Annotated in this window: 24 protein-coding genes; 11 read left to right on the top strand and 13 right to left on the bottom strand. The window is 65.3% G+C overall.

From position 1 onward, the window contains the following. Positions 1-10: 10 nt before the first annotated feature. Positions 11-799 (top strand): SDR family NAD(P)-dependent oxidoreductase, encoded by a 789-nt coding sequence (locus tag D6M19_RS25530; protein ID WP_123028076.1) that lies wholly within the window; start codon positions 11-13, stop codon positions 797-799. Between the two features lie 108 nt (positions 800-907). Here the strand turns inward: D6M19_RS25530 and D6M19_RS25535 are convergent, their stop codons facing one another. From D6M19_RS25535 to D6M19_RS25550, 4 genes are all read right to left on the bottom strand, one after another. Beyond that, positions 908-1657, bottom strand: a complete 750-nt coding sequence (locus D6M19_RS25535; protein WP_123028077.1) for an SDR family NAD(P)-dependent oxidoreductase — start codon at positions 1655-1657, stop codon at positions 908-910. A 4-nt stretch (positions 1658-1661) separates the two neighbouring features. After that, the gene (hisD, locus tag D6M19_RS25540) at positions 1662-2987 is read right to left on the bottom strand and encodes a histidinol dehydrogenase (protein WP_123028078.1); all 1326 of its coding nucleotides are present in this window, start codon (positions 2985-2987) and stop codon (positions 1662-1664) included. Between the two features lie 92 nt (positions 2988-3079). Next, positions 3080-4000 (bottom strand): VOC family protein, encoded by a 921-nt coding sequence (locus D6M19_RS25545; protein WP_123028138.1) that lies wholly within the window; start codon positions 3998-4000, stop codon positions 3080-3082. A 1-nt stretch (position 4001) separates the two neighbouring features. Then, a complete protein-coding gene (locus D6M19_RS25550; protein WP_123028079.1) occupies positions 4002-4901 on the bottom strand; it encodes a fumarylacetoacetate hydrolase family protein in 900 nt (299 codons plus the stop codon). A 146-nt stretch (positions 4902-5047) separates the two neighbouring features. On the opposite strand from D6M19_RS25550, the gene D6M19_RS25555 reads away from it, so the two are divergent. The 5 genes from D6M19_RS25555 to D6M19_RS25575 all read left to right on the top strand — a co-directional run bounded on the left by D6M19_RS25555 (position 5048) and on the right by D6M19_RS25575 (position 9165). Beyond that, positions 5048-5755, top strand: a complete 708-nt coding sequence (locus D6M19_RS25555) for a GntR family transcriptional regulator (protein ID WP_206428637.1) — start codon at positions 5048-5050, stop codon at positions 5753-5755. A 320-nt stretch (positions 5756-6075) separates the two neighbouring features. Next, positions 6076-6510, top strand: a complete 435-nt coding sequence (locus tag D6M19_RS25560) for a cupin domain-containing protein (RefSeq protein ID WP_123028080.1) — start codon at positions 6076-6078, stop codon at positions 6508-6510. Next, positions 6510-6821, top strand: coding sequence for a cupin domain-containing protein (locus D6M19_RS25565; RefSeq protein ID WP_123028081.1), 312 nt, complete (start codon positions 6510-6512; stop codon positions 6819-6821). Before D6M19_RS25560 ends, D6M19_RS25565 begins: the two co-directional genes overlap by 1 nt. Before the next feature lie 50 nt (positions 6822-6871). Continuing rightward, the gene (locus tag D6M19_RS25570) at positions 6872-8023 is read left to right on the top strand and encodes a Gfo/Idh/MocA family protein (protein ID WP_123028082.1); all 1152 of its coding nucleotides are present in this window, start codon (positions 6872-6874) and stop codon (positions 8021-8023) included. Positions 8024-8073: 50 nt separating this feature from the next. After that, positions 8074-9165 carry an aldo/keto reductase gene (locus tag D6M19_RS25575; RefSeq protein ID WP_123028083.1) on the top strand — a complete coding sequence of 364 codons (1092 nt, stop codon included), beginning with the start codon at positions 8074-8076 and terminating at the stop codon, positions 9163-9165. 577 nt (positions 9166-9742) lie between these two features. On the opposite strand, the gene D6M19_RS25580 is transcribed toward D6M19_RS25575, so the two are convergent. Together D6M19_RS25580 and D6M19_RS25585 are read right to left on the bottom strand one after the other, a co-directional pair. Further along, positions 9743-10276 (bottom strand): cytochrome b, encoded by a 534-nt coding sequence (locus D6M19_RS25580; RefSeq protein WP_123028084.1) that lies wholly within the window; start codon positions 10274-10276, stop codon positions 9743-9745. Continuing rightward, on the bottom strand, positions 10276-11364 hold the full coding sequence (locus D6M19_RS25585) for a catalase family peroxidase (protein WP_123028140.1): 1089 nt from the start codon (positions 11362-11364) through the stop codon (positions 10276-10278). Before D6M19_RS25585 ends, D6M19_RS25580 begins: the two co-directional genes overlap by 1 nt. A gap of 257 nt (positions 11365-11621) precedes the next feature. Here D6M19_RS25585 and D6M19_RS25590 point away from each other — a divergent pair, with 257 nt between their 5' ends. Further along, on the top strand, positions 11622-12689 hold the full coding sequence (locus D6M19_RS25590) for a sulfite oxidase (protein ID WP_123028085.1): 1068 nt from the start codon (positions 11622-11624) through the stop codon (positions 12687-12689). 111 nt (positions 12690-12800) lie between these two features. Here D6M19_RS25590 and D6M19_RS25595 read toward each other — a convergent pair whose 3' ends face one another. The 3 genes from D6M19_RS25595 to D6M19_RS25605 all read right to left on the bottom strand — a co-directional run bounded on the left by D6M19_RS25595 (position 12801) and on the right by D6M19_RS25605 (position 14569). After that, entirely contained in the window at positions 12801-13088 is a 288-nt protein-coding gene (locus D6M19_RS25595; RefSeq protein WP_123028086.1) for a hypothetical protein, read from the bottom strand. A gap of 189 nt (positions 13089-13277) precedes the next feature. Continuing rightward, on the bottom strand, positions 13278-13670 hold the full coding sequence (locus D6M19_RS25600; RefSeq protein WP_123028087.1) for a VOC family protein: 393 nt from the start codon (positions 13668-13670) through the stop codon (positions 13278-13280). Between the two features lie 71 nt (positions 13671-13741). Continuing rightward, positions 13742-14569: an oxygenase MpaB family protein gene (locus tag D6M19_RS25605; RefSeq protein ID WP_123028088.1), complete on the bottom strand. Its 828-nt coding sequence runs from the start codon at positions 14567-14569 to the stop codon at positions 13742-13744. A gap of 47 nt (positions 14570-14616) precedes the next feature. Here D6M19_RS25605 and D6M19_RS25610 point away from each other — a divergent pair, with 47 nt between their 5' ends. Next, on the top strand, positions 14617-15573 hold the full coding sequence (locus tag D6M19_RS25610) for a cobalamin biosynthesis protein (protein WP_123028089.1): 957 nt from the start codon (positions 14617-14619) through the stop codon (positions 15571-15573). Here D6M19_RS25610 and D6M19_RS25615 read toward each other — a convergent pair. From D6M19_RS25615 to D6M19_RS25625, 3 genes are read right to left on the bottom strand one after another with little or no spacing between them, the layout of a single operon-like run. Continuing rightward, a complete protein-coding gene (locus tag D6M19_RS25615; RefSeq protein ID WP_123028090.1) occupies positions 15527-16375 on the bottom strand; it encodes an SURF1 family cytochrome oxidase biogenesis protein in 849 nt (282 codons plus the stop codon). The two genes, D6M19_RS25610 and D6M19_RS25615, sit on opposite strands and share 47 nt — an antisense overlap. Further along, the gene (locus D6M19_RS25620) at positions 16372-16848 is read right to left on the bottom strand and encodes a low molecular weight protein-tyrosine-phosphatase (protein WP_123028141.1); all 477 of its coding nucleotides are present in this window, start codon (positions 16846-16848) and stop codon (positions 16372-16374) included. Before D6M19_RS25620 ends, D6M19_RS25615 begins: the two co-directional genes overlap by 4 nt. A 52-nt stretch (positions 16849-16900) precedes the next feature. Beyond that, positions 16901-17566, bottom strand: a complete 666-nt coding sequence (locus D6M19_RS25625; protein ID WP_123028091.1) for an HAD hydrolase-like protein — start codon at positions 17564-17566, stop codon at positions 16901-16903. A 75-nt stretch (positions 17567-17641) separates the two neighbouring features. Here D6M19_RS25625 and D6M19_RS25630 point away from each other — a divergent pair, with 75 nt between their 5' ends. Genes D6M19_RS25630 through D6M19_RS25640 form a run of 3 tightly spaced genes read left to right on the top strand, consistent with a single transcriptional unit; the run spans position 17642 to position 20600 of the window. Continuing rightward, positions 17642-18769, top strand: a complete 1128-nt coding sequence (locus tag D6M19_RS25630; RefSeq protein WP_123028092.1) for a Nif3-like dinuclear metal center hexameric protein — start codon at positions 17642-17644, stop codon at positions 18767-18769. Then, entirely contained in the window at positions 18766-19500 is a 735-nt protein-coding gene (locus tag D6M19_RS25635; protein ID WP_123028093.1) for a zinc ribbon domain-containing protein, read from the top strand. The genes D6M19_RS25630 and D6M19_RS25635 overlap by 4 nt, the downstream gene beginning before the upstream one ends. Next, entirely contained in the window at positions 19500-20600 is a 1101-nt protein-coding gene (locus D6M19_RS25640; RefSeq protein WP_123028094.1) for a bifunctional RNase H/acid phosphatase, read from the top strand. Before D6M19_RS25635 ends, D6M19_RS25640 begins: the two co-directional genes overlap by 1 nt. On the opposite strand, the gene D6M19_RS25645 is transcribed toward D6M19_RS25640, so the two are convergent. Then, positions 20601-21182, bottom strand: a complete 582-nt coding sequence (locus D6M19_RS25645) for a helix-turn-helix domain-containing protein (protein WP_123028095.1) — start codon at positions 21180-21182, stop codon at positions 20601-20603. Positions 21183-21185: the final 3 nt, after the last annotated feature.

The raw sequence follows: 21185 nt of genomic DNA on the forward strand, positions 1-21185 counted from the left end.
AGGGGTATTGATGGATCTTCACCTCACCGGTCGACGCGCCTACGTCACCGGCGGCGCCGGCGGGATCGGCCTGGCAATCGCTGCAGCTTTGGCCGCCGAGGGAGCCGCGGTGGCGATCAGCGACCACGACGAGGTTGCCCTGCGGGCGGCCGCGGCCACCTTGACGGGCGCCGGTCACGCGTTCGTCACCGCGGACCTGGCCACCTCGTGGGGGGTCGCCGCCGCCAACGCCGCCGTCGAGGACGGCTTCGGCGTGCCGGATCTGTTGGTCAACAACGTCGGGCGCTCCGGCAACGAGTCGGTGGGCACCGCTACCGACGAACAGTGGAGCGACTCGTTCGAACTGAATCTGATGTGCGCGGTGCGCACCAGCAGATACTTCGTTCCGCGCATGGCCGCCAGAACGGACGCCGCGGTGGCCAACGTGTCCTCCGATTTGGCCAAGCAACCGGAGTCCGTACCGGTCGAGTACGGAGCGATGAAGGCAGCCCTGCTCTACGTCACCAAGGCGATGGCCCTCGACTATGCGCCCGGTGTGCGGGTCAACGCTGTGCTTCCAGGGCCGACGTGGACCACGCTGTGGACGCGCCCCGGCGGGCTCGTCGACCAACTCGCCGGCCAGTACGGGACCGACCGTGACGGCGCGGTGCGCCGTTATCTGACCGACCGTCACCTTCCGATGGGGATCGCTACCCCGGGGGCGGTCGCCTCCCTGGTGGTGTACTTGCTCTCGCCGATGAGTGGATTCATCAACGGGTCTGCCTACGACGTCGGTGGGACCGTGCGCGGACTGCTCTGATCGCGCTGGGTGGATGACTCACCCGGGGTGGGCGAGAGGCGCGGCGCGGTTGCCCACGGCGCAGCGCGCGACTATCGAAGCCGATCTTGGCGTAACGGGGGCTGGTCATCACCAGGCGGTGTAGCCGCCGTCGACGAGCAGGGTGGTGCCGGTGATGAGCGCGGCCGCGTCCCCGGCGAGGAAGGCCACCGCGCCCACCACATCGGCAGCTTCGCCGAACCGCCCCAGGGGGATTCGACTGCGGAGCGTCTCGCCCCACCCCGGCCGGTCCAGTGTTGCCGCGGTTAGGTCGGTGCGTACGAAGGTCGGTGCGACCGTATTGACCCGGATGCCGTGCTTGGCCCACTCGATGGCGAGCACCTTCGTCAGCTGGTTTACCGCTCCCTTGGTCGCGCAGTACACGGCCCGTTCTTCGATGCCTACCGAACCGGCCTGGGACCCGATGTTGACCACCGAGGCTGAGGTAGCCTCGGCGATCCACGTGCGGGCCAATTCCCGGGTGAGGAAGAAAGTTCCCTTGGCGTTGGTGGCAAAAACGCTGTCCCATTGCGCTTCGGTGACGTCTAGGGCCGCCGCCGGCGCATTGACGCCGGCGTTGTTGACCAAGATGTCGAGGGGGCCGTCGAGGCGCCCCGGAAGGTCCTCAGCGAACCTGATCACCGATGCCGTATCGGTGACGTCGAGGATTAAACCGGGTGTGCCCACCGATGTCTGGATCGTCTTCGCGCCGTCGGCGGTGCGCGAGGTCCCGTAGACGGTGGCACCAAGCTCGGCTAAGGCGATGGCGATCGCCTGGCCCAGGCCTCGGTTGGCGCCGGTGACGAGCGCCCGTTTCCCCGTGAGCGAGAAGTCGACCATCGGGTCAGCGAAGTGCGGGCTCGGGCGGCGCCCAGGTCAAGGTGGCGTCGCCGAACTTGGCGGCGCGAACGTCTCCGGAGCGGGCATGACCCTCGAACAGCTCCACCCGAGCGGCCCGGCCGCAGAGTGCGCCGAGTTCAGCGCTGGCCGCGGCGGTTGTGACTTCCTGGTAGGTCACGGTCTTGAGGTACTTGCCGACCCACAAGCCGCCGGTGTAGCGGGCCGCATGGCGGGTCGGCAAGGTGTGGTTGGTGCCGATCACTTTGTCGCCGTAAGAGACACAGGTCTTCTCCCCGAGGAACAGGGCGCCGTAACTGGTCATGGCCGATAAGGCGCGCCGCGGATCGGCGGTGAGAATCTGCACGTGTTCGGCTGCGAAGGTGTCCGCTAGGTCGTAGGCGGCGTCGATGTCATCGACGACGATGACCTGGCCATGATCACGCCATGCCGGGGCGGCGAAGTCGCGCGTGGGCATCTCGGGAAGCAGCGCGTCGATGTGCCCAATGACCTCTCGTGCCAGCGTTTCTGACTCGGTGATGAGAATGGCGGGGGAGTCGGGTCCATGCTCGGCTTGGCTGAGTAGATCGACGGCAACGATGAATGGGTCGGCGTCCCCATCGGCGATGATCAAGATCTCCGTGGGGCCGGCGAACAGGTCGATGCCGACGGTACCGAAAAGCTGCCGCTTGGCTTCGGCGACGTAAGCGTTGCCCGGCCCGGCCAGCATGTCGACCTTGCCGATGGTGTCGGTTCCCAAGGCCATCGCGGCCACGGCTTGGACGCCGCCGAGCAGGTAGATGTCGTCGGCGCCGGCGAGGTGGAACGCCGCGACTGTGGCGGCGGGAATCTCGCCCCGGATGGGGGGCGTGCACGCCGTGACGTGCGGGACCCCGGCCACCTTGGCGGTGACGGTCGTCATGTGCGCGGAGGCGACTAGGGGGTAGCGGCCCCCTGGGGCGTAGGCGCCGGCCGCCGAGACCGGAAGGTTGCGTTGACCCAGATGGACTCCGGGTGCGGTCTCGACCTCGAAGTCGGCCAGCGAGTCGCGTTGGTGTTGGGCGAAGACGCGGACGTTGTGCTGAACGGTCTTGATGTCGGCGATCACCTCGGCGGGGACACCACCGATGATCTGTTCGATGTCGGCGTCGCTGAGCTTGAAGCTTGGTGGCGACCACTTGTCGAACTTCTCGGAGTACTCGCGCACTGCGGCGTCACCGCGATCGCGGACGTCGGCGATGATCTGGGTGACCGTTTCAGTGACGGCCGGATCGCTGTTGGGTGCGGTGGCGGCGTCGGCGCTGGTGGTCTTGAGGTGACGGGCGGCGGGCATGCGAAAACTCCTTAAGTGTTGTGCTTTTCGGCGAAGCGCGGTCGTCAAGGTGGTCTTGGACGGCCAGGGTCCTCGCTTCGAGTTCGGTCTTTTTAGGCGCTGTGGCCGTGGATCATCAGGTCGGCAAGATCCTCGGGGTTGATGAACGAGGGAGGCGGGGGCGGCCCCCAGCGGTAGAGGCCGAGGGCGCCTTCGAGGACTTCTGGTGCCCAGATGGCGTCTTCGGGGATGGAGTCCATGTCGCTGTGGTACTCGGCGTAGTTGCCAGCAGGATCTCGGAAGTACCAGAAGAAGTTCGAGCCCGCGTAGTGGCGGCCCAGCCCCCACATGTGCCGTTCGGGATGCCTCTCCAGCACGGCCATCGCGCCACGGCCGATGGCGTCTACGTCGTCGACTTGCCAGCTGCTGTGATGGAGGAACGGCACGGGCGATCGCTGCACGAGCACGTTGTGGTGGTCAGTGGAGCAGCGCAGGAATACACCGACGTCCTTCACGATGTCACTGACCTTGAGCCCCAGGCCGTCGACGAAGAATTGCCGGGATTGATCGAAGTCGGTGGTGCCCAGGACGAAGTGGCCAAGCCGGCGAGGCCGCACGGGTGACTCGACGAGGATGCCCGCGGCGCGGGCGTTGACTCGGTCCACCCGACCCGGCCCGTTCACCGCGGGGGCACTGTAGGGCTGCTGCTGCAGTCGCGGTCGCGCCGCGATGCGAATGGGCGTATGGGTGCCCGGGTCGGCGGTAACGAGATCGGCGCCGTCGATGGCTGCCGCGAATCCACGTTCGGCGAGCCGCGCGCGCATCCGGCCGATGTCGTCGAGGTCGTCGGCGGCGAAGCAGGCCTCGACGAGTCGCCGGCTCGCCGAGGTGACCAGGCGCAGCTGGTTGCCGCCCTCAGTCGTCGAGAACCATCCGTCGCTGCTGGGATTGAGCCCGAAATCCTCGTAGAAGACGGTGGTGGCGGCGACGTCGGGTACGCCGACGGTGATGGAGTCGAGGCGATGCAGTGCCATCTCAGCTCCGCGCTGCAGCTGCTGCACCGGCGCCGTCGCGCACCGATGCATCCGGTGTGGTGAACGACTGCACCAGTTCGCCAATCCCGGTCACGTAACTTCGCAGGACTTCTCCGGGCTTGAGGAACCGGGGTGGGACACGGCCAGCGCCGATGCCCTGCGGCGTGCCCGTGAAGATCACGTCGCCGGGGTACAGCTCCACGATTCGAGAGATCTCTTCGATGAGCACCGGCACGGGGAAGATCAGATCGGAGGTCCGTCCGTGCTGCACTTGATGGCCGTCGATGGTGGCTCCAAGCTCCAAGTCGTCGGGATCGGCGAACTCGTCGGGCGTGACCAGAACGGGTCCGATGGGCGAGAAGCCTTCGTGCGACTTGGCCAGGCTGAATTGGGGCGCTGGCCCCGAATGCTGTCGTCGACGTTCCGAAATGTCCTGTCCCACAGTCAGTCCGGCGACGTGGCTCCAGGCGCGCTCGGCGGGAATGCTTCGCCCACCCTTGCCGAGTACCACCACGAGTTCCACCTCCCAGTCGACGTCGCCGTCAGGCAGGGTGACGTCGCTAACCGGGCCGGTGATCGACGAGACGAACTTGGTGAAGATTACCGGCTGCTGAGGTCTGGGGAACCCGGATTCAGCGGCATGCTGGTCGTAGTTGAGCCCCACCGCGAATACCTGGGGGGGCCGCGGCGCCGGCGGCCCGATCAGGCCGCGCTCGTCGCGCCGGCGGACCTGCGCCGCGATGTCGCCGGCATGGGAGCGGTGCCACTCTACGAACTCGTCCCAGCGCTGGAAGATCGCTTGCGGATCGGTCGCAAAGAGCCCCGAGCTGGCTTTCTCCACGTCGGCGGCGCCGTCGGCCGCTTCTACGTGCAACCGGTTGTCGATGTTGAGCAGGCGCACCGTGACTCCCTCGTCATTGCTGTACAACTTCCGCTCTCATCACAGAACATGAACCATCGCAATGTCAAGCCTATTTTCGAAAACCGCTGAGGCTGTCGCATGATGACACGATCGTCTATCATCAACCCCAGAAAGGAGGCCCGCCTGTGGCTCGTCCTATTGATAAGGCTCGCGCGAACCGGTCTGGCGTGTACGACGAACTGCGGGCCGACATCCTCACCGGGCGCCTCGCGCCTGGGATGAAGCTGCCGTTCAACAGCCTGGTCGATCAATACCGCTGCAGCATTGGGGCGATTCGCGAAGCTCTGCAGCGCCTTGCCGAACAGGGGCTGGTGATTTCGGAGTGGCAGCAGGGATTTCGCGTCGTCGACGTCACCGTCGATGATCTTCGTGATCTGACCGTTGCTCGGTGTGAAATCGAAACGCTCGCTCTGCGCTATGCCATCCTGAACGGCGACGTCGCATGGGAGGCCGCCGCCATCTCGGCGCATCATGTACTGCAGCGGGCGCCGAGGTATGACCCAGACGATCCCGCGCGCTTCTCCGAGGAGTGGGTGGTGGCTCATCAGCAGTTCCACTCGGCGCTGCTGGCCGGTTGTGGGAACACCCGGATCTTGTCGATCGCCAATGCGCTGCGCGACTCTTCCGAGTTGTACCGCCGCTGGTCTGCTCCGCTGTACGACCGTGACCGTGACATTGAAGCCGAACACCGCGCGATCTTGGACTCGGTGGTGGCGCGTGACGGTCAACTCGCTAGCGATCTGCTCGCGGCGCACATTCAGCGCACCACGGACAAGCTCATCGAAGGACTGTCGGAAGATGATGAGGAGCCGGCGGCTGTTGCCAGCCGGTGACGGCGGCTCTTCCCCCTCGTCGTGACATGAGGTGTCGCCCGCTGCTCCCACCCGTGTGGTGACATCGCGGTGTCGGGCGAGTTCCCCTCGTCGCGTTGCGCTTGGCACACGCGCCCGGGTTCTGCGCTGGTACCTGCTTTCGCGTGCCCGAACATCGACGGAACAGCCTTGTTCCGACCGACGGCTAGATTCATTTTCGAAAACACCCTTGACTTTTGCATTCCGCAGTGTGAGCGTTTGATGCGGGGGCAACGTCTCCTCGCCCGCGTAATCAGACGCGCGAGGCGCTCGTAAGCACACAGAGAAGGAGATGATCGTTCATGCCGAGCATCATCACCGGCCACACAGATAACGCCGGCGAAGTCATGGGAGTTCACGGCGGCGAGGGAGCCATGCTGTGGGCGCGGCTGGCGACCGGCGCCCACCTGTACGGCGACTGGGATGGCATCGAATGGGTGGCATTCGAACCAGGCGGTCGCGCTGGCCTGCACACCCACAGCCATACCGAGGAAATCTGGTTCATCCTGCGGGGCACCGCCGAGATCGAACTCGACGGCGAACGCTACTTCGTGGAGCCTGGGTCCATCGTCATCACACCGCTGCACAGCCAACACGCGCTGTGGAACACCGGAACCGAACGCATTGAATACGTGGTGATTGAGGTCTTTCCGCCCGAGATCACATCCAAGCTGCCCTCTCGTCGGCCGACCGAAGAACCGCAAAATGCGATCACCGCAGAAGGAGCGTTCCGCTGATGCCCACCTATGTCGGAAAGATCGAACAAAACGAATCCCTCGACGCCACGCAGTATTTCGCCGGGCCGTGGCGGCAGTTCGAACGCTCCGTGGTGCCGGCTAACGGATCACGCCGCCTGACCGCCGACGCCGTGGAGTACGCGGTGTTCGTGATGTCGGGCACAGGGTCCTACCAGTTCAATGGCAGTCAACATCCCCTGACTCCAGGCAGTGCGGTCACCGTCGGACACGGTGCCGAGGTTCTCATTACCGGGGACCAGGCGACACCGCTGGAGCTGTTCATCACGACGTTGGCCGTGTCCGACTCCTGACTCCGCTGCGGGTATCGACACGAACCGATCACACGAGAAAGAGTTCATCGATGAACAAACTGCGGCTTGGCTTCGTCGGCGCCGGCGTAATCAATCAACGGCTGCTCCCCCACTTCGCCGTCGCCGATACCGCTGCGGTCGTCGACATCACCGGCATCTGCGACCCCATTGTCGAACGCGCACAACACGAAGCTGATCAGTTCGCCACCGCGCGGGCCTATCCCACTCTTGATGCGATGCTCGACGACGACCGCATCGACGCCGTGACGATCGGCTCACCCATCGGCCTGCATTACGAGCACTGCATGGCGGCCCTCACTGCCGGCAAACACGTTCACGTCAATAAGACGATGTGCGTCACCACGGCCGAGGCCGACGCGTTGATCGCAGCAGCCGAGCAACACAGTGTCCGCCTCGTCGCGTCGCCAGGCGAAATGCTGCGACCCCACAACCAGCAGATCAAGAAGATGATTGACGCGGGTGATCTCGGTACCCTGGCCTGGGCGATGTGCGGCGCCGCTTTCGGCAACTACCACGCCGACGAACCCGAACGGCGCGGATCGCACACAGGCGATACGGTCGATCCCACCTGGTATTTCAAGAATCCCGGTGGCGGACCGCTGTATGACCTCACCGTCTACTCGCTGCACGGACTCACCGGCATCCTCGGGCCGGTCCGCCGCGTCACCGCCCTGTCAGGAACGCTGCTGCCGCACCGCGAAGTCAACGGCAAGCCGATTGCCGTCGAAGCACACGACAACACCGTGATGCTGCTCGACTTCGGCGACAACCGATTCGCGGTCGCCTACGGCACCGCCGCCGGCAACCTCAGAACACGAAGCGACATCGAGTTCGACTTTTCTGGACGGTACTTCGGAACGCACGGCACCATCACTGGGCTACTGCTCAACGGGGCACCATTCGACTACCCCGGCTGTGAGATCGCCCGGCAGGCACCCGACGGCGGCGTGCACTCCAATTTCGGTGGCAACGAATGGGTCCTACCGCACATCTCCGAACCCCACCGCTCGCTGCAAGAACTCCACGTCTTCGAAGACATCATGCAAATGGTCGACTGGGCTCGCGAGGGACACCCCTCCATCGCCACAGCCGAACACGCGCGCCACGTCATCGAGATCATCGAGATGGCATACCTGGCCGCCGAAACCGGTGTCGCCCAGACGCTGAACACGAAATTCTGAGCCAGGCGAGCACTCACATGGGCGAAGAATGACGAAAGGTGAAGCGACCGATGCAGTATCAGCAGTTGGGCAAAAGTGGCCTTCGCATCTCGCGACTCACCATGGGAACGATGAGCTTCGGTGGCGGAGGAAAGTTCTCAAACGTGGGTACAACCGATACCCAGGACGCGACTCGGATCCTCGACATTTGTCGAGATCGGGGCATCAATCTCGTCGACACCGCCGACGTCTACTCCGATGGGCTCTCGGAAACCATTGTTGGAGAAGCGATCAAGAACTCGCGCGACCACTGGCTGGTGGCGACCAAGGTCCGCTTCCGTCTTGCAGGAGCAAGTGTCAACGACGTGGGGTTATCTCGGCACCACATCATCCGCTCTCTTGAACGATCGCTAGAACGTCTGCAAACTGACCACATCGACCTGTACCAGGTTCATCAATGGGACGGCCAGACACCGCTGGAGGAAACTCTGTCGGCGTTGGACACCCTTGTGAAACAGGGCAAAATCAGATACATCGGGGCCAGCAACTACAGTGGCTGGCAGCTCATGAAAGCGCTCGCAACAAGTGATGCAAAAGGGCTATCACGTTTTACCTCTGAGCAGATTCACTACTCGCTCCAGTCGCGCGACGCCGAGTTTGAACTACTCCCCGCAGCGCATGACCAGGGCCTCGGGGTGCTTGTGTGGAGCCCCCTCGCCGGCGGGCTGCTTTCGGGCAAGTATTCGCGTGCCCAAGATGGCTCCGTCGCCGGACCTAAGGGAGCCCGTCAGATGTCGGAGTGGTCTGAGCCCCCAATCTATGAAGGGGAGAAGCTGTTTCGCATCCTCGATGTCCTCTGGGAGATCGCCGGCGCCCACGGAGTCTCGCCCGCTCAGATGGCATTGGCATGGCTGCTGAACCGCCCCGCCGTGACATCACTGGTAATCGGCGCCCGCACGTCCCAGCAACTAGAAGACAACCTCGCCGCAGTAGACATCGAGTTAACAGACGAAGAAGCTCACCGTCTTGAATCGGTGAGTCGACCCAACCTGCTATATCCGTATTGGCATCAGCGAGACAACGCTACTGATCGCCTCTCGGCCGCCGATGCGGTATTACTCGGTCCCTACCTGAACGCCACCCGACGATCCAACATGGCGTAGCCCCGGTGAGGCCAGTCAAGGCCGAGGTCGTCGGTTGCCCGGGTTCGCGTCGAGCGACGCCACCAGACGGCCCTCCCTCGCCGATTTGCTGCAGCACGTCGGAGATTACACCGCATGGAGTTGCTGCACGCGGTGCAATAGCTGGGGAGAGCGAGCCCCTGCACCTGAGCACACCGCAGCCATCGCTGCGCTGTCGTGATGTGAAGTTCGTTGCGTCGTGCCGTTGCGTCAGCAGGGTACGCGCGGCTATCGAAGCTCGGCCGCGACGCGACGCCCACAATTTGCATCGCTGCGGTGAGTGCTGAAGAACAAACCCCCGTTGTGCCAAGAGTGTGCCAAGACGGTCCGAAACAAAACGAGAACGGACGAACTCGGCGGACCCAAAGAAATCGCTGAGCTGCGCATTTCGGGATCAGGTGCTACGCCGCAGAACGCCATGGATAGCGTTGCTCGGTTTTACACACCAGCGGTCGGCGGTTCGATACCGTCCGCGCCCACCATTCACCGACGCTCGACCGGCTGCGCCGCACTCGGCACGGCTGGCGCAGCCGTCAGCGCCACGTCGGTGCCTCGGTGGTCAATGACTGGTGAAGGTCATCCGGGAGAGCATTCGATCGCGCAGTGTCATGGTGTGCAGTAGGACAGCGCTCACGTGAGCCGCTATCGCAACCACCAGCAGATAAGCAACGACCGAATGCGTCTGGCGAAGAAAGAAGTAGATGTGCTCGTCGAAGGGCGCGATGGCGGGCAGCCGTAGGACGCCGAAGACAACGACGGGTCTTCCGGCCGCCGATTCCATTGCCCAGCCGACCACTGGTTGCAACAACAGGAGCCCGTACATGGCGAGCTCGGATCCAACCACGAGCTTGTGCTCGAGCGCGCCGACCGTCTCAGGTAGCCGGGGTGTCCGGTGGGTGAAGCGGTTGGCGGCACGGGCGACAGTGATCACCAGGATCGAAATGCCGAGCGTCATGTGAATGCCGACCAGCGCGGCATAGGAACCCAGGGAGTTGACCATCGCGAACCCCACCAGCAGAGTGGTGAACACCAGTGCGGCGGTCAGCCAGTGAAACACTCTGGTACGCAGCGGATAGCGAGCCGGTGTGGTCATCAAGGTGTGACCTCGTCGACTTGTACCGCCGACGGTGATGCGGTCTCGCCGGACCGCAGCCGATAGGACGCGGCGTACACAGATGACCGGGCGCTCAACAGGGGGTCGCCGGAGGGTTCGATCCCGTCGGGGAGGACCAGCGGATCGAAGTTCACGTCGCGCGCGTTGCCCGGAGCTTCAGTCTGCGCGGCGATCAAACTCAGCGTGCCGGCGTCGATTACACGTCGATCCGACGGCCAAGGCTGCGTGGCGTCGTCCACGGGATCCGAAGGTTGGCCCACGGTCAGGTGGAGCTTCCATCGCAACGGGCCGGTGCGCAGTTGCCGGACGACAGAATTGAACAGCGCGTTGTCGCCTGCGGGTTTCGGGGGTAGGGCCGATTGTTGGGGCACGAAGGCCCAGCGCACCGGGGTGCGGGTACCGGCGTCATTGACGAAAAAGAACGTGTTGAGGCTCGAGAAGGTGCTGTCGGCGAATCCGCTTGTCGGAGGAGTCTTCTTGATGATCGCCATTGCGGCCACCGTTTCTGGGTGGGCGGTGTTGAACCGGGCCATGGCGTCGGGGTCGGGTTTACCGGTCGCAGCGACGATCTTCGACGCGAGCAGTCGGTCGTAGAAGCCTTGCGGCGAGCTGTCCGGGAACACCGGCAAGCTGAGGTTGGCGCTGCGCCATTGATCAGGCCCGGGGAAGCCGAATGCCAGTGCGAGACCCCGCGCCGCTGAGGGTGTGTCGGCGACCGACGGGTCTCCTCCGGTGAGAGAGAACCGTCCTGTGACCGACGTCCTGCCGGCCGCGAAGACAGCTGCAGAGGACAGCTCTGCGCCGTTGCCGTTGCTGTCGAACAGGCCTGTGACTGCCATGCCTTTGGCGTGATTCCTGCGAAATCCCGGGTGGCGGCCAAACACGGTTTGGAAGCCGTCGATGAAAGTCTGGCGCGACAGAGTTCTCGGAGCGATCCAGTTGTTCGCATACGCGACAGCACCCAGGTCGACGGCCAAAAAGGCGGCAACGGCGCCAACGCCGGCGAGAACGGAACGTCTGGTCACTGGGGCCCCGAGCCATTTCGCGCCCGGGGGCTCTCTGTCCATGTCCTTGGCCACCTTTCGAATTCCACGGGCGGATTGCAGCATTCAATTCAGCCGCTCACAGGAAGCATCCCCGCCACCGCCCACCTGCAGCATTGCTGCTAGTGGCCAATCAAGATACTGGGCAGCCGGACCTGCCGACACCCGCTAGCAGGAATAGTCGGACCGAACGCTCCTCGATACACTCGCGACGGAATCGATCGACGGCGTTCACCCGGTGGCGGTTTGGACTGACTCGGACGGTAGAACAGGACCCAAACATGACGCCATCAGCCGGCAGCCTCTTACATCCCGACATGGAAGACACCGGATCCGGATTGGATTACGGGGCGCGGCCCGATGCACTCCTCGGTGACATCACGCCCAATCATCAGTTCTTCATTCGCAGCCATGCGCCTACGCCGGAGATCGATCCGGCGACCTGGGAATTGCGCATCGAGGGCGAAGGTGTCCGCCGGTCGATGAGCTACACCTATCGGGATATCTGCAGTGCATTCCCCGTCGTCTCGGTGACCCGCACGATCGAATGCGCAGGAAACCGCAGGGTCCTCTTCGGCCGTGAGGTCGGACGGGTCTTCGACGGCACTCAGTGGGGTCGCGGCGCCATCAGTACTGCGCAGTGGACAGGCGTGCGGCTGCGCGATCTTCTCGAACCGGCCGAAGTCACCGGGGGCGCAGTGGAGGTGATGCCCGAGGCGCTCGACGCCATCCGGGCTCGCAGACCACTGCCACTGGCCAAAGCGCTTGCCGACGACACGATCGTCGCATTCGCGATGAACGGTGAAACGCTGCCCGCCGACCACGGTTTTCCCGCCAGACTGGTGGTATCGGGCTGGCTCGGTGCGGCGAGCATCAAATGGTTGGGCCGTATCGAGGTGGCCGAACACGCCATCCAGGTGCCGTGGAACACCGAAGACTATGTGCTGATCACTGAGAACCCTGCCGGGGATAACGGGAACAGATCAGTGATCACCGAGCCTGCCCTTTCGACTCTGGTCGAGCTGCCCTGGCCGGCCAACCTGCAACCGGGAGTTCATCTCATCCGAGGACGGGCGTTCGCAGGCGAAGCCCGAATCGCCAAAGTGGAGACGCGAATCGACGATGGCCCGTGGGTCCCGGCGACCATCATCTCGCCGGGGGAGCCAGGCGTATGGGCGCGGTGGCAGATCCGCTGGACCGCCGAACCCGGGGAACATGTGTTGCGGGTTCGGGCAAGTGACGACCGCGGACGGGTGCAACCGGAGTCGACGCCGCCCAACCTGCTCGGCTACATGCACGAGTCGGTACTCGCCCATCCCATCAACGTCAACGACGAAGCCCGCCAATGACGTCTTCCTGAAGCTCGGCGCGGTTGACCGTGTCGGACAGCGTTCGGCGACAAGGATTCTGGGTACATTCCTGCACCCAGAATCTCGTCGCTACAGGCAACGGGTCAGCCGTTATTCCTGGCCGTCGTCGGTCTTGTTGAGCGCACGGTCGGTGCTACGGATCAAGTTGCGGTTGAACTGGTACTGCGCGGCCGCGAGGGTATCGGCCAATTCGAGTGCCGCGTCCACGAGCTTCGCGCGAAGGGGTTGTACCGCCTCGGGGATGGCCTCGTCGATCGTGTGGCGGAACTTCCGAAGTGCCTCGGCGGTGGCGTGCTGGCCGACCTTGGCCGACTCGCGGACCTCCTCGAGCAGATCGCCAGCTGTTGTGGGGGAGTGGGATTCGACAGTAGCGGGCATGTCGATCCTTTCTTGTTGTGTTTGCCTGGTTGTGCTTGCACTCGTGACGCTATTCGGTGCGGCGCGCGTTCGATACCGACGAAAGTCCCATCCTGTCCGGCCGGTGGGCTCTTTTATCTAGGTGGGGTTTTCGTTCTACTCGGACGACGAGCCGGCGCGGCGCCGGAGTCGGTGGTGCGCTGTTGGTGTCTATTCCGCGGGTGGTGCAAAGAACTCCAGCGCGATGCCGTCGGGGTCGCGGAAGCTCAGTCCCGAGCCATAGGCGGCGTCCACGATGCCGCCGTGCTCGACGCCGAGCTCATCCAGGCGGGTCACCCACGTCTGCAGCTCCGAGCGGTCCGCACAGCCGAAACCGACATGGTCGAGACCCGCCCGGAACTCGGTGAAGCGGCCGCCCTCCAGCGGCTTGTCGTGCTGGTGGATACCGAAGATCGTGCCGTCCTCGAACGCCCATACCACGTGCCGGAACCCGGCGTCGGTGTGCTCATCGAGTACGGGTTCGGTTGCGAACAGCGCTTGATACCAGGGTGCGCTTGCGTCGACGTCGCGCACGGTGACCGCGACGTGGTTGAGTACCGGCATTGGTTCCTCGCTCACTCTCGACTAGACCTGCTGTTTATTGCACGAACCGCACTCGCGGCGAGTTCACTTGGCTAGACCACGCGTTTGCCCCGCCGTGCGCGAGCACGCATGTCCCACAGATACATTCGATAGCCCAATATCCACACGTCGCGCGGGATGACGCGGTCGGCGACCCGCAGCGCCGTGAGCAACCATTCGAACTGCCGCTGCTGTGTCGGCGACCATGACATCTTCATGTGCACACGGAACTCAGCGGGCAGAAAACCCTTGGTGGCGAAGAGGTTGAAGCGGCCTGCCAGCAGCCGCAGCGGGGCGGGCAGGAATGCCATCGCCGCCACCCCGTGCAGGTGCTCGCGCACCGGCGTGTCGATGTTCAGCTCGTCGAGGGTCCGCTTCCAGAATTCATCGAACGCGACGCGGTCAGCCGGCCACATATCCGCTCGGACCTGCAGCGTGGTGCCCAGCTTCCTGGCGTCTCGGTAGATCGCCTCGGCGGACTCGTCGTCGAGCGGCCCGTACAGGAACTCGTGCTGGTCGATGTAGTACCGGTACAGGCAGGCCGCCACCCACAGTTGCAGGCGCGGATCGAATGCGTTGTAGGACAACGGGCTTGACTTCTTCGACCGCACTAGCGCATGCACCCTGTCGACCTCGTTGCGGATCAGGGCGCGATCGGCGTCCGTCCCGAGGGTGGCGGCAGCGAGATAGGTGCCGGTGGTTCGGGCCCGCTTGAACGGGTGCTTGTAGACGTTGCCGCTGTCCACCGGGCTTTCCAGTACGCCGTAGCCGACGGCGGGCAACGACAACTGCATGATGACGTTGGCCGCGGGGGCCAGCACCGCCGCAGGGTTGATCAGATCGACCACCCTGGTCGGCCTCCGCGGTGGGCCCAGCCTCATAAATCGAGTACATCACCTTGTGAGACGCTCGCAGCGTGTTTGGACCGATGTGTCTCGCCCGGGCGACCGGCATCGCGGCCGGCTTCCTCGCCGACCTGGCATTCGGCGATCCCCGGCGCGGACATCCGGTTGCGCTGTTCGGCCGGGGCGCCGCCGGGCTCGAAAAGTTCACGTACTCCGACGACCGGTGGGCGGGCGTCGTTCACACGGGCGCACTGCTTGGTGTGCTGGCGGTGGTGGGTGCCGCGGGGGAGCGGGCTGCCTACCGGCGCGGACCGGCCTCGGTTGTCGCCCTGACCGCCGCGACGACGTTCGCGGCGCTGGGGGGCACATCGCTGACGCGCACCGGCACCCGGATGACCGATCTGTTGACGCACGACGACGTCGATGCCGCCCGGCGTCTGCTGCCGTCCCTGTGCGGACGAGATCCCGCCGTGCTCGAGTCCGACGGACTGACACGCGCCGCCGTCGAATCGGTCGCCGAGAACACGTCCGACGCGCAGGTGGCGCCGCTGTTGTGGGCGGCGTTCGGCGGTGTGCCCGCACTGCTGGTCTACCGCGGCGCCAACACCCTCGACGCGATGATCGGTCACCGGTCGCCGCGCTACCTGCGATTCGGTTGGGCCGCAGCGAGGTTCGACGACGCATTGAATCTCGTCGCCGCCCGCGTGACGGGGGCGCTGGTGGCGATCTGCGCACCCGCTGTCGGCGGGTCGCCTGCAGGTGCAGTGCGGGCGTGGCGGCGCGACGCCGTCCGGCACCCGAGCCCCAACGCGGGTGTGGTCGAAGCGTCGTTCGCGGGTGCGCTGGGTGTCCGGCTCGGCGGACCAACGCAGTACGCGCACGAGTTGGAGATCCGGCCCAGCCTCGGCGACGGACCGGCACCGCAGATCTCGGATCTCGCTCGGGCCGTGCGCTTGTCGCGGATCGTTCAGGTCGCCAGCGCGGTGCTGGCGGTCAGCGCCGCTTGCCGTAGCGGTCGGCGAGTTTCTCCTCGGTGGTGAGCGGCGCGCCGGAAGGCTGACTGTCTGCCGCGGCCTTGTCGCGTCGACGGGCCCGGATCTCCGAAATGATGAAGTAGCCCAACCCGATAGGCGCGAGAATGCCGAACGCGATCCACTGGATGCCGTAGGACAGGAAGGGCCCGGCGTCGAGGTGCGGCAGGCCGATCGCGCCGAGGCCACCCGGCTGATCCTCGACCAGCTGCAGATAGGCCCCGGTCAGCGGAACGTCAAGCAGCGTCGAGATCTGCGGGGTGTTGATCGCATACACCTGCTGGGCGCCGTCCTGGCGGAACGGGGCCTTGCCCTCGGGTGAGGGCTCGGAGTCCCGCAGCCTCGCGATGATCGTGACTCTGCCGGTCGGCGCAGGCGCGATCGGCGGCACCCGCGACCCCTGCTCGGGTTTCACGTAGCCGCGGTCGACCAGTACCGTCGGCCCGCCGTCGACAGCGAACGGCACCAGCACCTCGAACGCGGGGTCACCCTCGATCACCCGAAGCCGCGCCAGCACCTGCCGGTCGGGTAGATAGTGCCCGGTGGCCGTCACCCGCTGCCACTGTTCGTCTGGTGCTGACGAGTCCTGCTGTGGCAGAACGCTTGTCAGCGGAACCGGTTCGGCCTTGAGCGACCGCGAGATCTGCGCGTTCTCCCTGGAGGTCTTGGTGTTCTTGCCGAGCTGCCATGGCGCGAGAACGGTGAAGCACAGATAGGCGAATGCGATCACCACGACGAACAACGCGAGCCAGCCCGGCCGCAACAGGAACGTCCACCGCGGCTTTCGATCTCGGCCCTTGGGTTCGGTCATTGGAGCTGCTCGTCCACCCACTCGTGCAGGCCCGGCAACGAGGCTTCGATGACGCTGAAGACGTCCTCGAAGTCGTCGTGTGTGCCGTAATACGGGTCCTCGACGTCGTGGGGATGGGCACCCGACTTCGGATCGAAAGACCTCAGCATCCGCAGCCGATCGGGCGGAACGCCCATGTCGCGCAGAATCCGCGCGTGGTTCCGGCCGAGCGCTACCACCAGATCGGCCGACAGGTGGTCTTCGTTGATCCGCCGCGCCCGGTGTTCGGTCGGATAGCCGTGCTCACGCAGCACCCTGTTCGCGCGATTGTCGGCGCCCTCGCCTGCGTGCCAGTCGCCGGTTCCCGCGCTGGTGACCCGCACCTCGTCGGTCAAGCCGCGTTCGCTGATCTGGTGGGCGAACATCTTCTCGGCCATCGGTGAGCGGCAGATGTTGCCCGAGCAGATGAAGGTGACGTGCAGCGGTTCAGACACCGGAGCCGAGCTGTCGGCGACGTCAGGCACCGGAGCCGAGCTGTCGGCGACGTCAGACACCCAGCACCTCGCGCAGGTCGTCGACCGTCGCCACATGAGCAGCAGCGGCGACTTCGGTCGGTTCGACGAAGTCGGCCGCTCCGTAGCCCCAATCGACCACCACGGTGGCGATGCCGTGGGCGGCGGCGCCCTCCACGTCGTGGGCGCGGTCGCCGACCATCACGATGCGGTCGGGCAGCGGTTCGAGGGCAGCGAGTGTATGCCCCATCACCTCGGCCTTGGTGGATCGCACACCGTCGAGGCTGGCACCGGCGATGACCTCGAAATGCTCGTCGAGCCCGAAATGCTCGAGGATCCGCTGTGCTGTCGGCTCGGCCTTCGATGTGGCCACCGCCAGCCGCACCCCGGCCGCCCGCAGGTCGGCGAGCAGTTGTGGAATGCCGTCGAACAGGCTGTTCATCGCCCAGCCGCGGGTCGAGTAGTCGGCGCGGTAGGCGGCGATCGCGGCCTGCGGGTCTTGCAGACCCAAAGCGATCAGGGTGTGGTGCATCGGCGGGCCGACGATGCGGCCGGCCAGGTCGCCGTCGGGGATCTCGGCACCGATCTCGCCGAGGGCATGGCGGAAGCTGGACACGATGCCCTGCGCGGAGTCGGTCAGGGTGCCGTCGAGGTCGAAGATCACCAGCTGCGGCCTAGTGGCCGCGGCGGTGTCGTCCATGGTCGTCACGCATCCATTGTCTCTGACGGCGCATTAGTGTCGTGATGTGGCAAGTCGAACCCGCGCGGCCGAGGCATGAGCGTCAGATTGTCCGACGTCATCGATGTGCTGGAAGCGGCATACCCGCCGATCCTGGCGCAGGATTGGGACTCGGTAGGCCTGGTCTGCGGCGATCCGGTCGAAGATGTCGACTCGGTGACGATCGCGGTCGACGCCACCGCGGCCGTCGTCGACGAGGTGCCTGACCGAGGGCTGCTGCTCGCACACCACCCCCTGCTGCTGCGCGGCGTCGACACCGTCGCCGCGAGCACGGCCAAGGGCGCATTGCTGCACCGGATGATTCGCAGCGGGCGGGCGTTGTTCACCGCCCATACCAACGCCGACTCCGCCGCCCCCGGCGTGTCCGATGCGCTCGCCGACGCGCTGGGACTGACCGTGGACGCGGTGCTGGCACCGGCGCGGGGCGGTCCGGAAAACGACAAGTGGGTGGTCTACGTTCCCCCCGGGAATGCCGATGAGGTGCGCGAGGCGATGTTCGCCGTGGGCGCCGGGCACATCGGCGACTACTCCCATTGCAGCTGGAGCGTTGCCGGTACCGGCCAGTTTCTTCCTCAGGAGGGCGCGTCGCCGACGATCGGCAGCGTTGGATCCGTCGAACGGGTGGAAGAAGACCGCGTGGAGATGATCGCGCCTGCCCGGCTGCGCGGTCATGTGCTTGCGGCGATTCGGACCGCGCACCCCTATGAGGAGCCCGCCTTCGATGTTCTCGCGATGGCATCGGTGCCCGCGGATGTCGGGCTCGGACGCATCGGAAAGCTGGCGACGCCACAGACGTTGGCGGCGTTCGTCTCTCGCGTGCACGACGCACTGCCCGGCACGTCCTGGGGGGTTCGCGCGTCGGGAGACGATGATGCCGAAGTGTCGCGGGTAGCGGTGTGCGGTGGCGCGGGCGACTCGCTGCTGGACGTCGTCGCCGGAGCGGGCGTTGACGCCTACGTGACAGCCGACCTGCGACACCATCCCGCAGACGAACATCGGCGGCGCTCCGACGTCGCGCTGATCGACGTAGCGCACTGGGCCAGCGAGTACCCGTGGTGCAACCAGGCCGCCGACCTGCTGCGCGACCATTTCGGCGACTCGCTGCCTGTGCGGGTGTCCGCCATCCGCACCGATCCGTGGAATATCGAGAGAAACGGTCTATGAAAGCTGAAGTCATCCAACAGCGCTCGCTGCTCGAACTGGCAGATCTCGACGCCGAGCTGAGCCAGATCGAACACAAATCCCGCCATCTGCCCGAGCAGCAGCGCTTCGAGAAGGCCCAGGCTGACCACCGCGAGGCCAACGACAGGCTGGCGGCGCTGCGTCTGGCGCTCGACGACCTGGATGCGCAGATCGCCAAGTTCGAGTCCGAGATCGAGGCTGTGCGTGACCGCGAGGACAGGGACCGCAAGATGCTCGACGGGGGTGCCATCAACGCAAAGCAGCTCACCGACCTGCAGCACGAACTGGAGACGCTGCAGCGCCGCCAGTCCAGCCTCGAGGATTCACTGCTCGAGGTGATGGAGCGTCGTGAAGAGCTGCAAGCCCGGCAGGACAACGAACTCGTCACGATCGATGAACTGGAAAGTGAACTGTATGAGGCACAGCGAGCGCGCGACGATGCGCTCGCGGTGATCGATCAGAATCGACACCAACGGGTATCCCGGCGCGACGAACTGACAGCCGGACTCGATGCCGATCTGGTGTCGCTGTACGAGCGGCAGCGCGCCAACGGCGGAGCGGGCGCGGGGCGGCTGCAGGGCCGCCGGTGTGGAGCATGCCGGATCGAGATCGACCGCGGCGAATTGGCCCGCATCGCCGCAGCCGCAGACGACGAGGTGCTGCGCTGTCCCGAGTGCGGCGCAATCCTGTTGCGGGTCAAGGACGGCAACTAGTGAAGGTGATCGTCGAGGCCGACGGCGGGTCCCGCGGCAACCCGGGCCCTGCGGGGTACGGGTCGGTGGTCTGGACATTCGATCGCGAAAACGTGCTTGCAGAGAGCAAGCAGGCGATCGGCCATGCCACCAACAACGTCGCCGAGTACCGCGGTCTGATCGCCGGCCTCGAGGAGGCGGCCAGGGTAGGCGCAACCGAGGTCGACGTGCGAATGGATTCGAAGCTGGTTGTCGAGCAGATGTCGGGCCGCTGGAAGGTCAAACACCCCGACCTTAAGGAGCTGATCGAGCAGGCGAAGGCGGTGGCGACCACGTTCGACCGCATCAGCTACGCGTGGATCCCGCGAGCGGAGAACTCGCATGCGGACCGACTGGCCAACGAAGCGATGGACGCGGCTGCCGAACTGGAGAAGTCCGAAGCAGGCGAACCGAAGACAGGCGCGTCCACCGAGGCACCGGTATCGCCCGCCGGTTGGACCGGCGCCCGCGGCACTCCCACCCGATTCTTGTTGCTCCGGCACGGGCAGACTGAGTTGTCAACGCAGCGACGTTATTCCGGACGAGGGAACCCGGCCCTGACCGACGTCGGTCAGCAGCAGGCCGAGGCCGCTGCGCAGTATCTCGGCCAGCGCGGCGGCATAGCCGCGGTCATCACTTCACCCCTGCAGCGTGCCTATGACACCGCGGCGAAGGCCGCCAAGGCGCTCGGTCTCGACGTCACCGTCGACAACGATCTGATCGAGACGGATTTCGGGGCATGGGAGGGCCTCACCTTCTCCGAAGCCGCCGAACGTGACCCCAAGTTGCACCGAAGCTGGTTGCGCGACACCAGCATCCCCCCGCCGGGCGGTGAAAGCTTCGACAGCGTCGCAGAGCGGGTTGCGCGGGTTCGGGCAAGGATCATCACCGAACACGCGGGTGAGACGGTGCTCGTGGTGTCGCACGTGACGCCCATCAAGACGCTGCTGCGGCTTGCGCTGGATACAGGACCGGGAATCCTGTACCGGTTACACCTGGATCTCGCGTCGCTGTCCATCGCCGAGTTCTACCCCGACGGGGCCGCATCGGTGCGGTTGGTGAACGAAACGTCGTATCTGTAGTCACTCATGCAGGTGCAGGCGTTCGCCGTGCATGCCGAAGATCATGATTGCCTCCACCGGTCCGTCTGCGGCGCCGAACCAGTGTGGCGTCCATGTGCTGAATTCGACGGCTTCGCCCGCCTCGATGACGAAGTCGCGCTCGCCGAGGATGAGTCGCATTCGACCGGAGAGTACGTACGTCCAGTCCTGGCCTTCGTGAACGGGCAACTCGGCGGGCGGTTTTCGGCGTTTGGCGGCGATCCGGATCTTGAACGCGTGCAGGCCGCCAGCTGCTGCGTGGCGGGTGAGCGGCCAGTACGTGATGTCGTTGTGCGTGTGCGAACTGCCCCGCACCCGCGGATCGGGCGCCTCGGGCGCGCGTAGCAGTTCGTCGGTGCTGACCGAAAGGGCTTCGGCGAGGCGGGGGAGATGGTCGAGGGCAAGCCGGCGCTTGCCCGACTCGAGCCGGCTCAGTGTGGACACGTCGATGCGTGCACCACGGGCCACGTCCTCCAGCGTCAGGCCACGCTGAACCCGGAGCTCGCGCAGCCGGCGTCGGACCCGCAGGTCAACGTCGTTCTCAACCATCGTCTTTGCCTGCATGGC

The organism is Mycolicibacterium stellerae (assembly GCF_003719305.1).
Classification (GTDB): Bacteria; Actinomycetota; Actinomycetes; order Mycobacteriales; family Mycobacteriaceae; genus Mycobacterium; species Mycobacterium stellerae.

Excerpts from the sequence above, each read along its gene's own strand:
- D6M19_RS25580 (WP_123028084.1), bottom strand. The coding sequence starts at position 10,276 with ATGACCACACCGGCTCGCTATCCGCTGCGTACCAGAGTGTTTCACTGG.
- D6M19_RS25575 (WP_123028083.1), top strand. The coding sequence starts at position 8,074 with ATGCAGTATCAGCAGTTGGGCAAAAGTGGCCTTCGCATCTCGCGACTC.
- D6M19_RS25600 (WP_123028087.1), bottom strand. The coding sequence starts at position 13,670 with ATGCCGGTACTCAACCACGTCGCGGTCACCGTGCGCGACGTCGACGCA.
- D6M19_RS25610 (WP_123028089.1), top strand. The coding sequence starts at position 14,617 with ATGTGTCTCGCCCGGGCGACCGGCATCGCGGCCGGCTTCCTCGCCGAC.
- D6M19_RS25530 (WP_123028076.1), top strand. The coding sequence starts at position 11 with ATGGATCTTCACCTCACCGGTCGACGCGCCTACGTCACCGGCGGCGCC.
- D6M19_RS25590 (WP_123028085.1), top strand. The coding sequence starts at position 11,622 with ATGACGCCATCAGCCGGCAGCCTCTTACATCCCGACATGGAAGACACC.
- D6M19_RS25570 (WP_123028082.1), top strand. The coding sequence starts at position 6,872 with ATGAACAAACTGCGGCTTGGCTTCGTCGGCGCCGGCGTAATCAATCAA.
- D6M19_RS25605 (WP_123028088.1), bottom strand. The coding sequence starts at position 14,569 with ATGAGGCTGGGCCCACCGCGGAGGCCGACCAGGGTGGTCGATCTGATC.
- D6M19_RS25645 (WP_123028095.1), bottom strand. The coding sequence starts at position 21,182 with ATGCAGGCAAAGACGATGGTTGAGAACGACGTTGACCTGCGGGTCCGA.
- D6M19_RS25625 (WP_123028091.1), bottom strand. The coding sequence starts at position 17,566 with ATGGACGACACCGCCGCGGCCACTAGGCCGCAGCTGGTGATCTTCGAC.
- D6M19_RS25615 (WP_123028090.1), bottom strand. The coding sequence starts at position 16,375 with ATGACCGAACCCAAGGGCCGAGATCGAAAGCCGCGGTGGACGTTCCTG.
- D6M19_RS25545 (WP_123028138.1), bottom strand. The coding sequence starts at position 4,000 with ATGGCACTGCATCGCCTCGACTCCATCACCGTCGGCGTACCCGACGTC.
- hisD (WP_123028078.1), bottom strand. The coding sequence starts at position 2,987 with ATGCCCGCCGCCCGTCACCTCAAGACCACCAGCGCCGACGCCGCCACC.
- D6M19_RS25565 (WP_123028081.1), top strand. The coding sequence starts at position 6,510 with ATGCCCACCTATGTCGGAAAGATCGAACAAAACGAATCCCTCGACGCC.
- D6M19_RS25595 (WP_123028086.1), bottom strand. The coding sequence starts at position 13,088 with ATGCCCGCTACTGTCGAATCCCACTCCCCCACAACAGCTGGCGATCTG.
- D6M19_RS25635 (WP_123028093.1), top strand. The coding sequence starts at position 18,766 with ATGAAAGCTGAAGTCATCCAACAGCGCTCGCTGCTCGAACTGGCAGAT.
- D6M19_RS25630 (WP_123028092.1), top strand. The coding sequence starts at position 17,642 with ATGAGCGTCAGATTGTCCGACGTCATCGATGTGCTGGAAGCGGCATAC.
- D6M19_RS25585 (WP_123028140.1), bottom strand. The coding sequence starts at position 11,364 with ATGGACAGAGAGCCCCCGGGCGCGAAATGGCTCGGGGCCCCAGTGACC.
- D6M19_RS25560 (WP_123028080.1), top strand. The coding sequence starts at position 6,076 with ATGCCGAGCATCATCACCGGCCACACAGATAACGCCGGCGAAGTCATG.
- D6M19_RS25535 (WP_123028077.1), bottom strand. The coding sequence starts at position 1,657 with ATGGTCGACTTCTCGCTCACGGGGAAACGGGCGCTCGTCACCGGCGCC.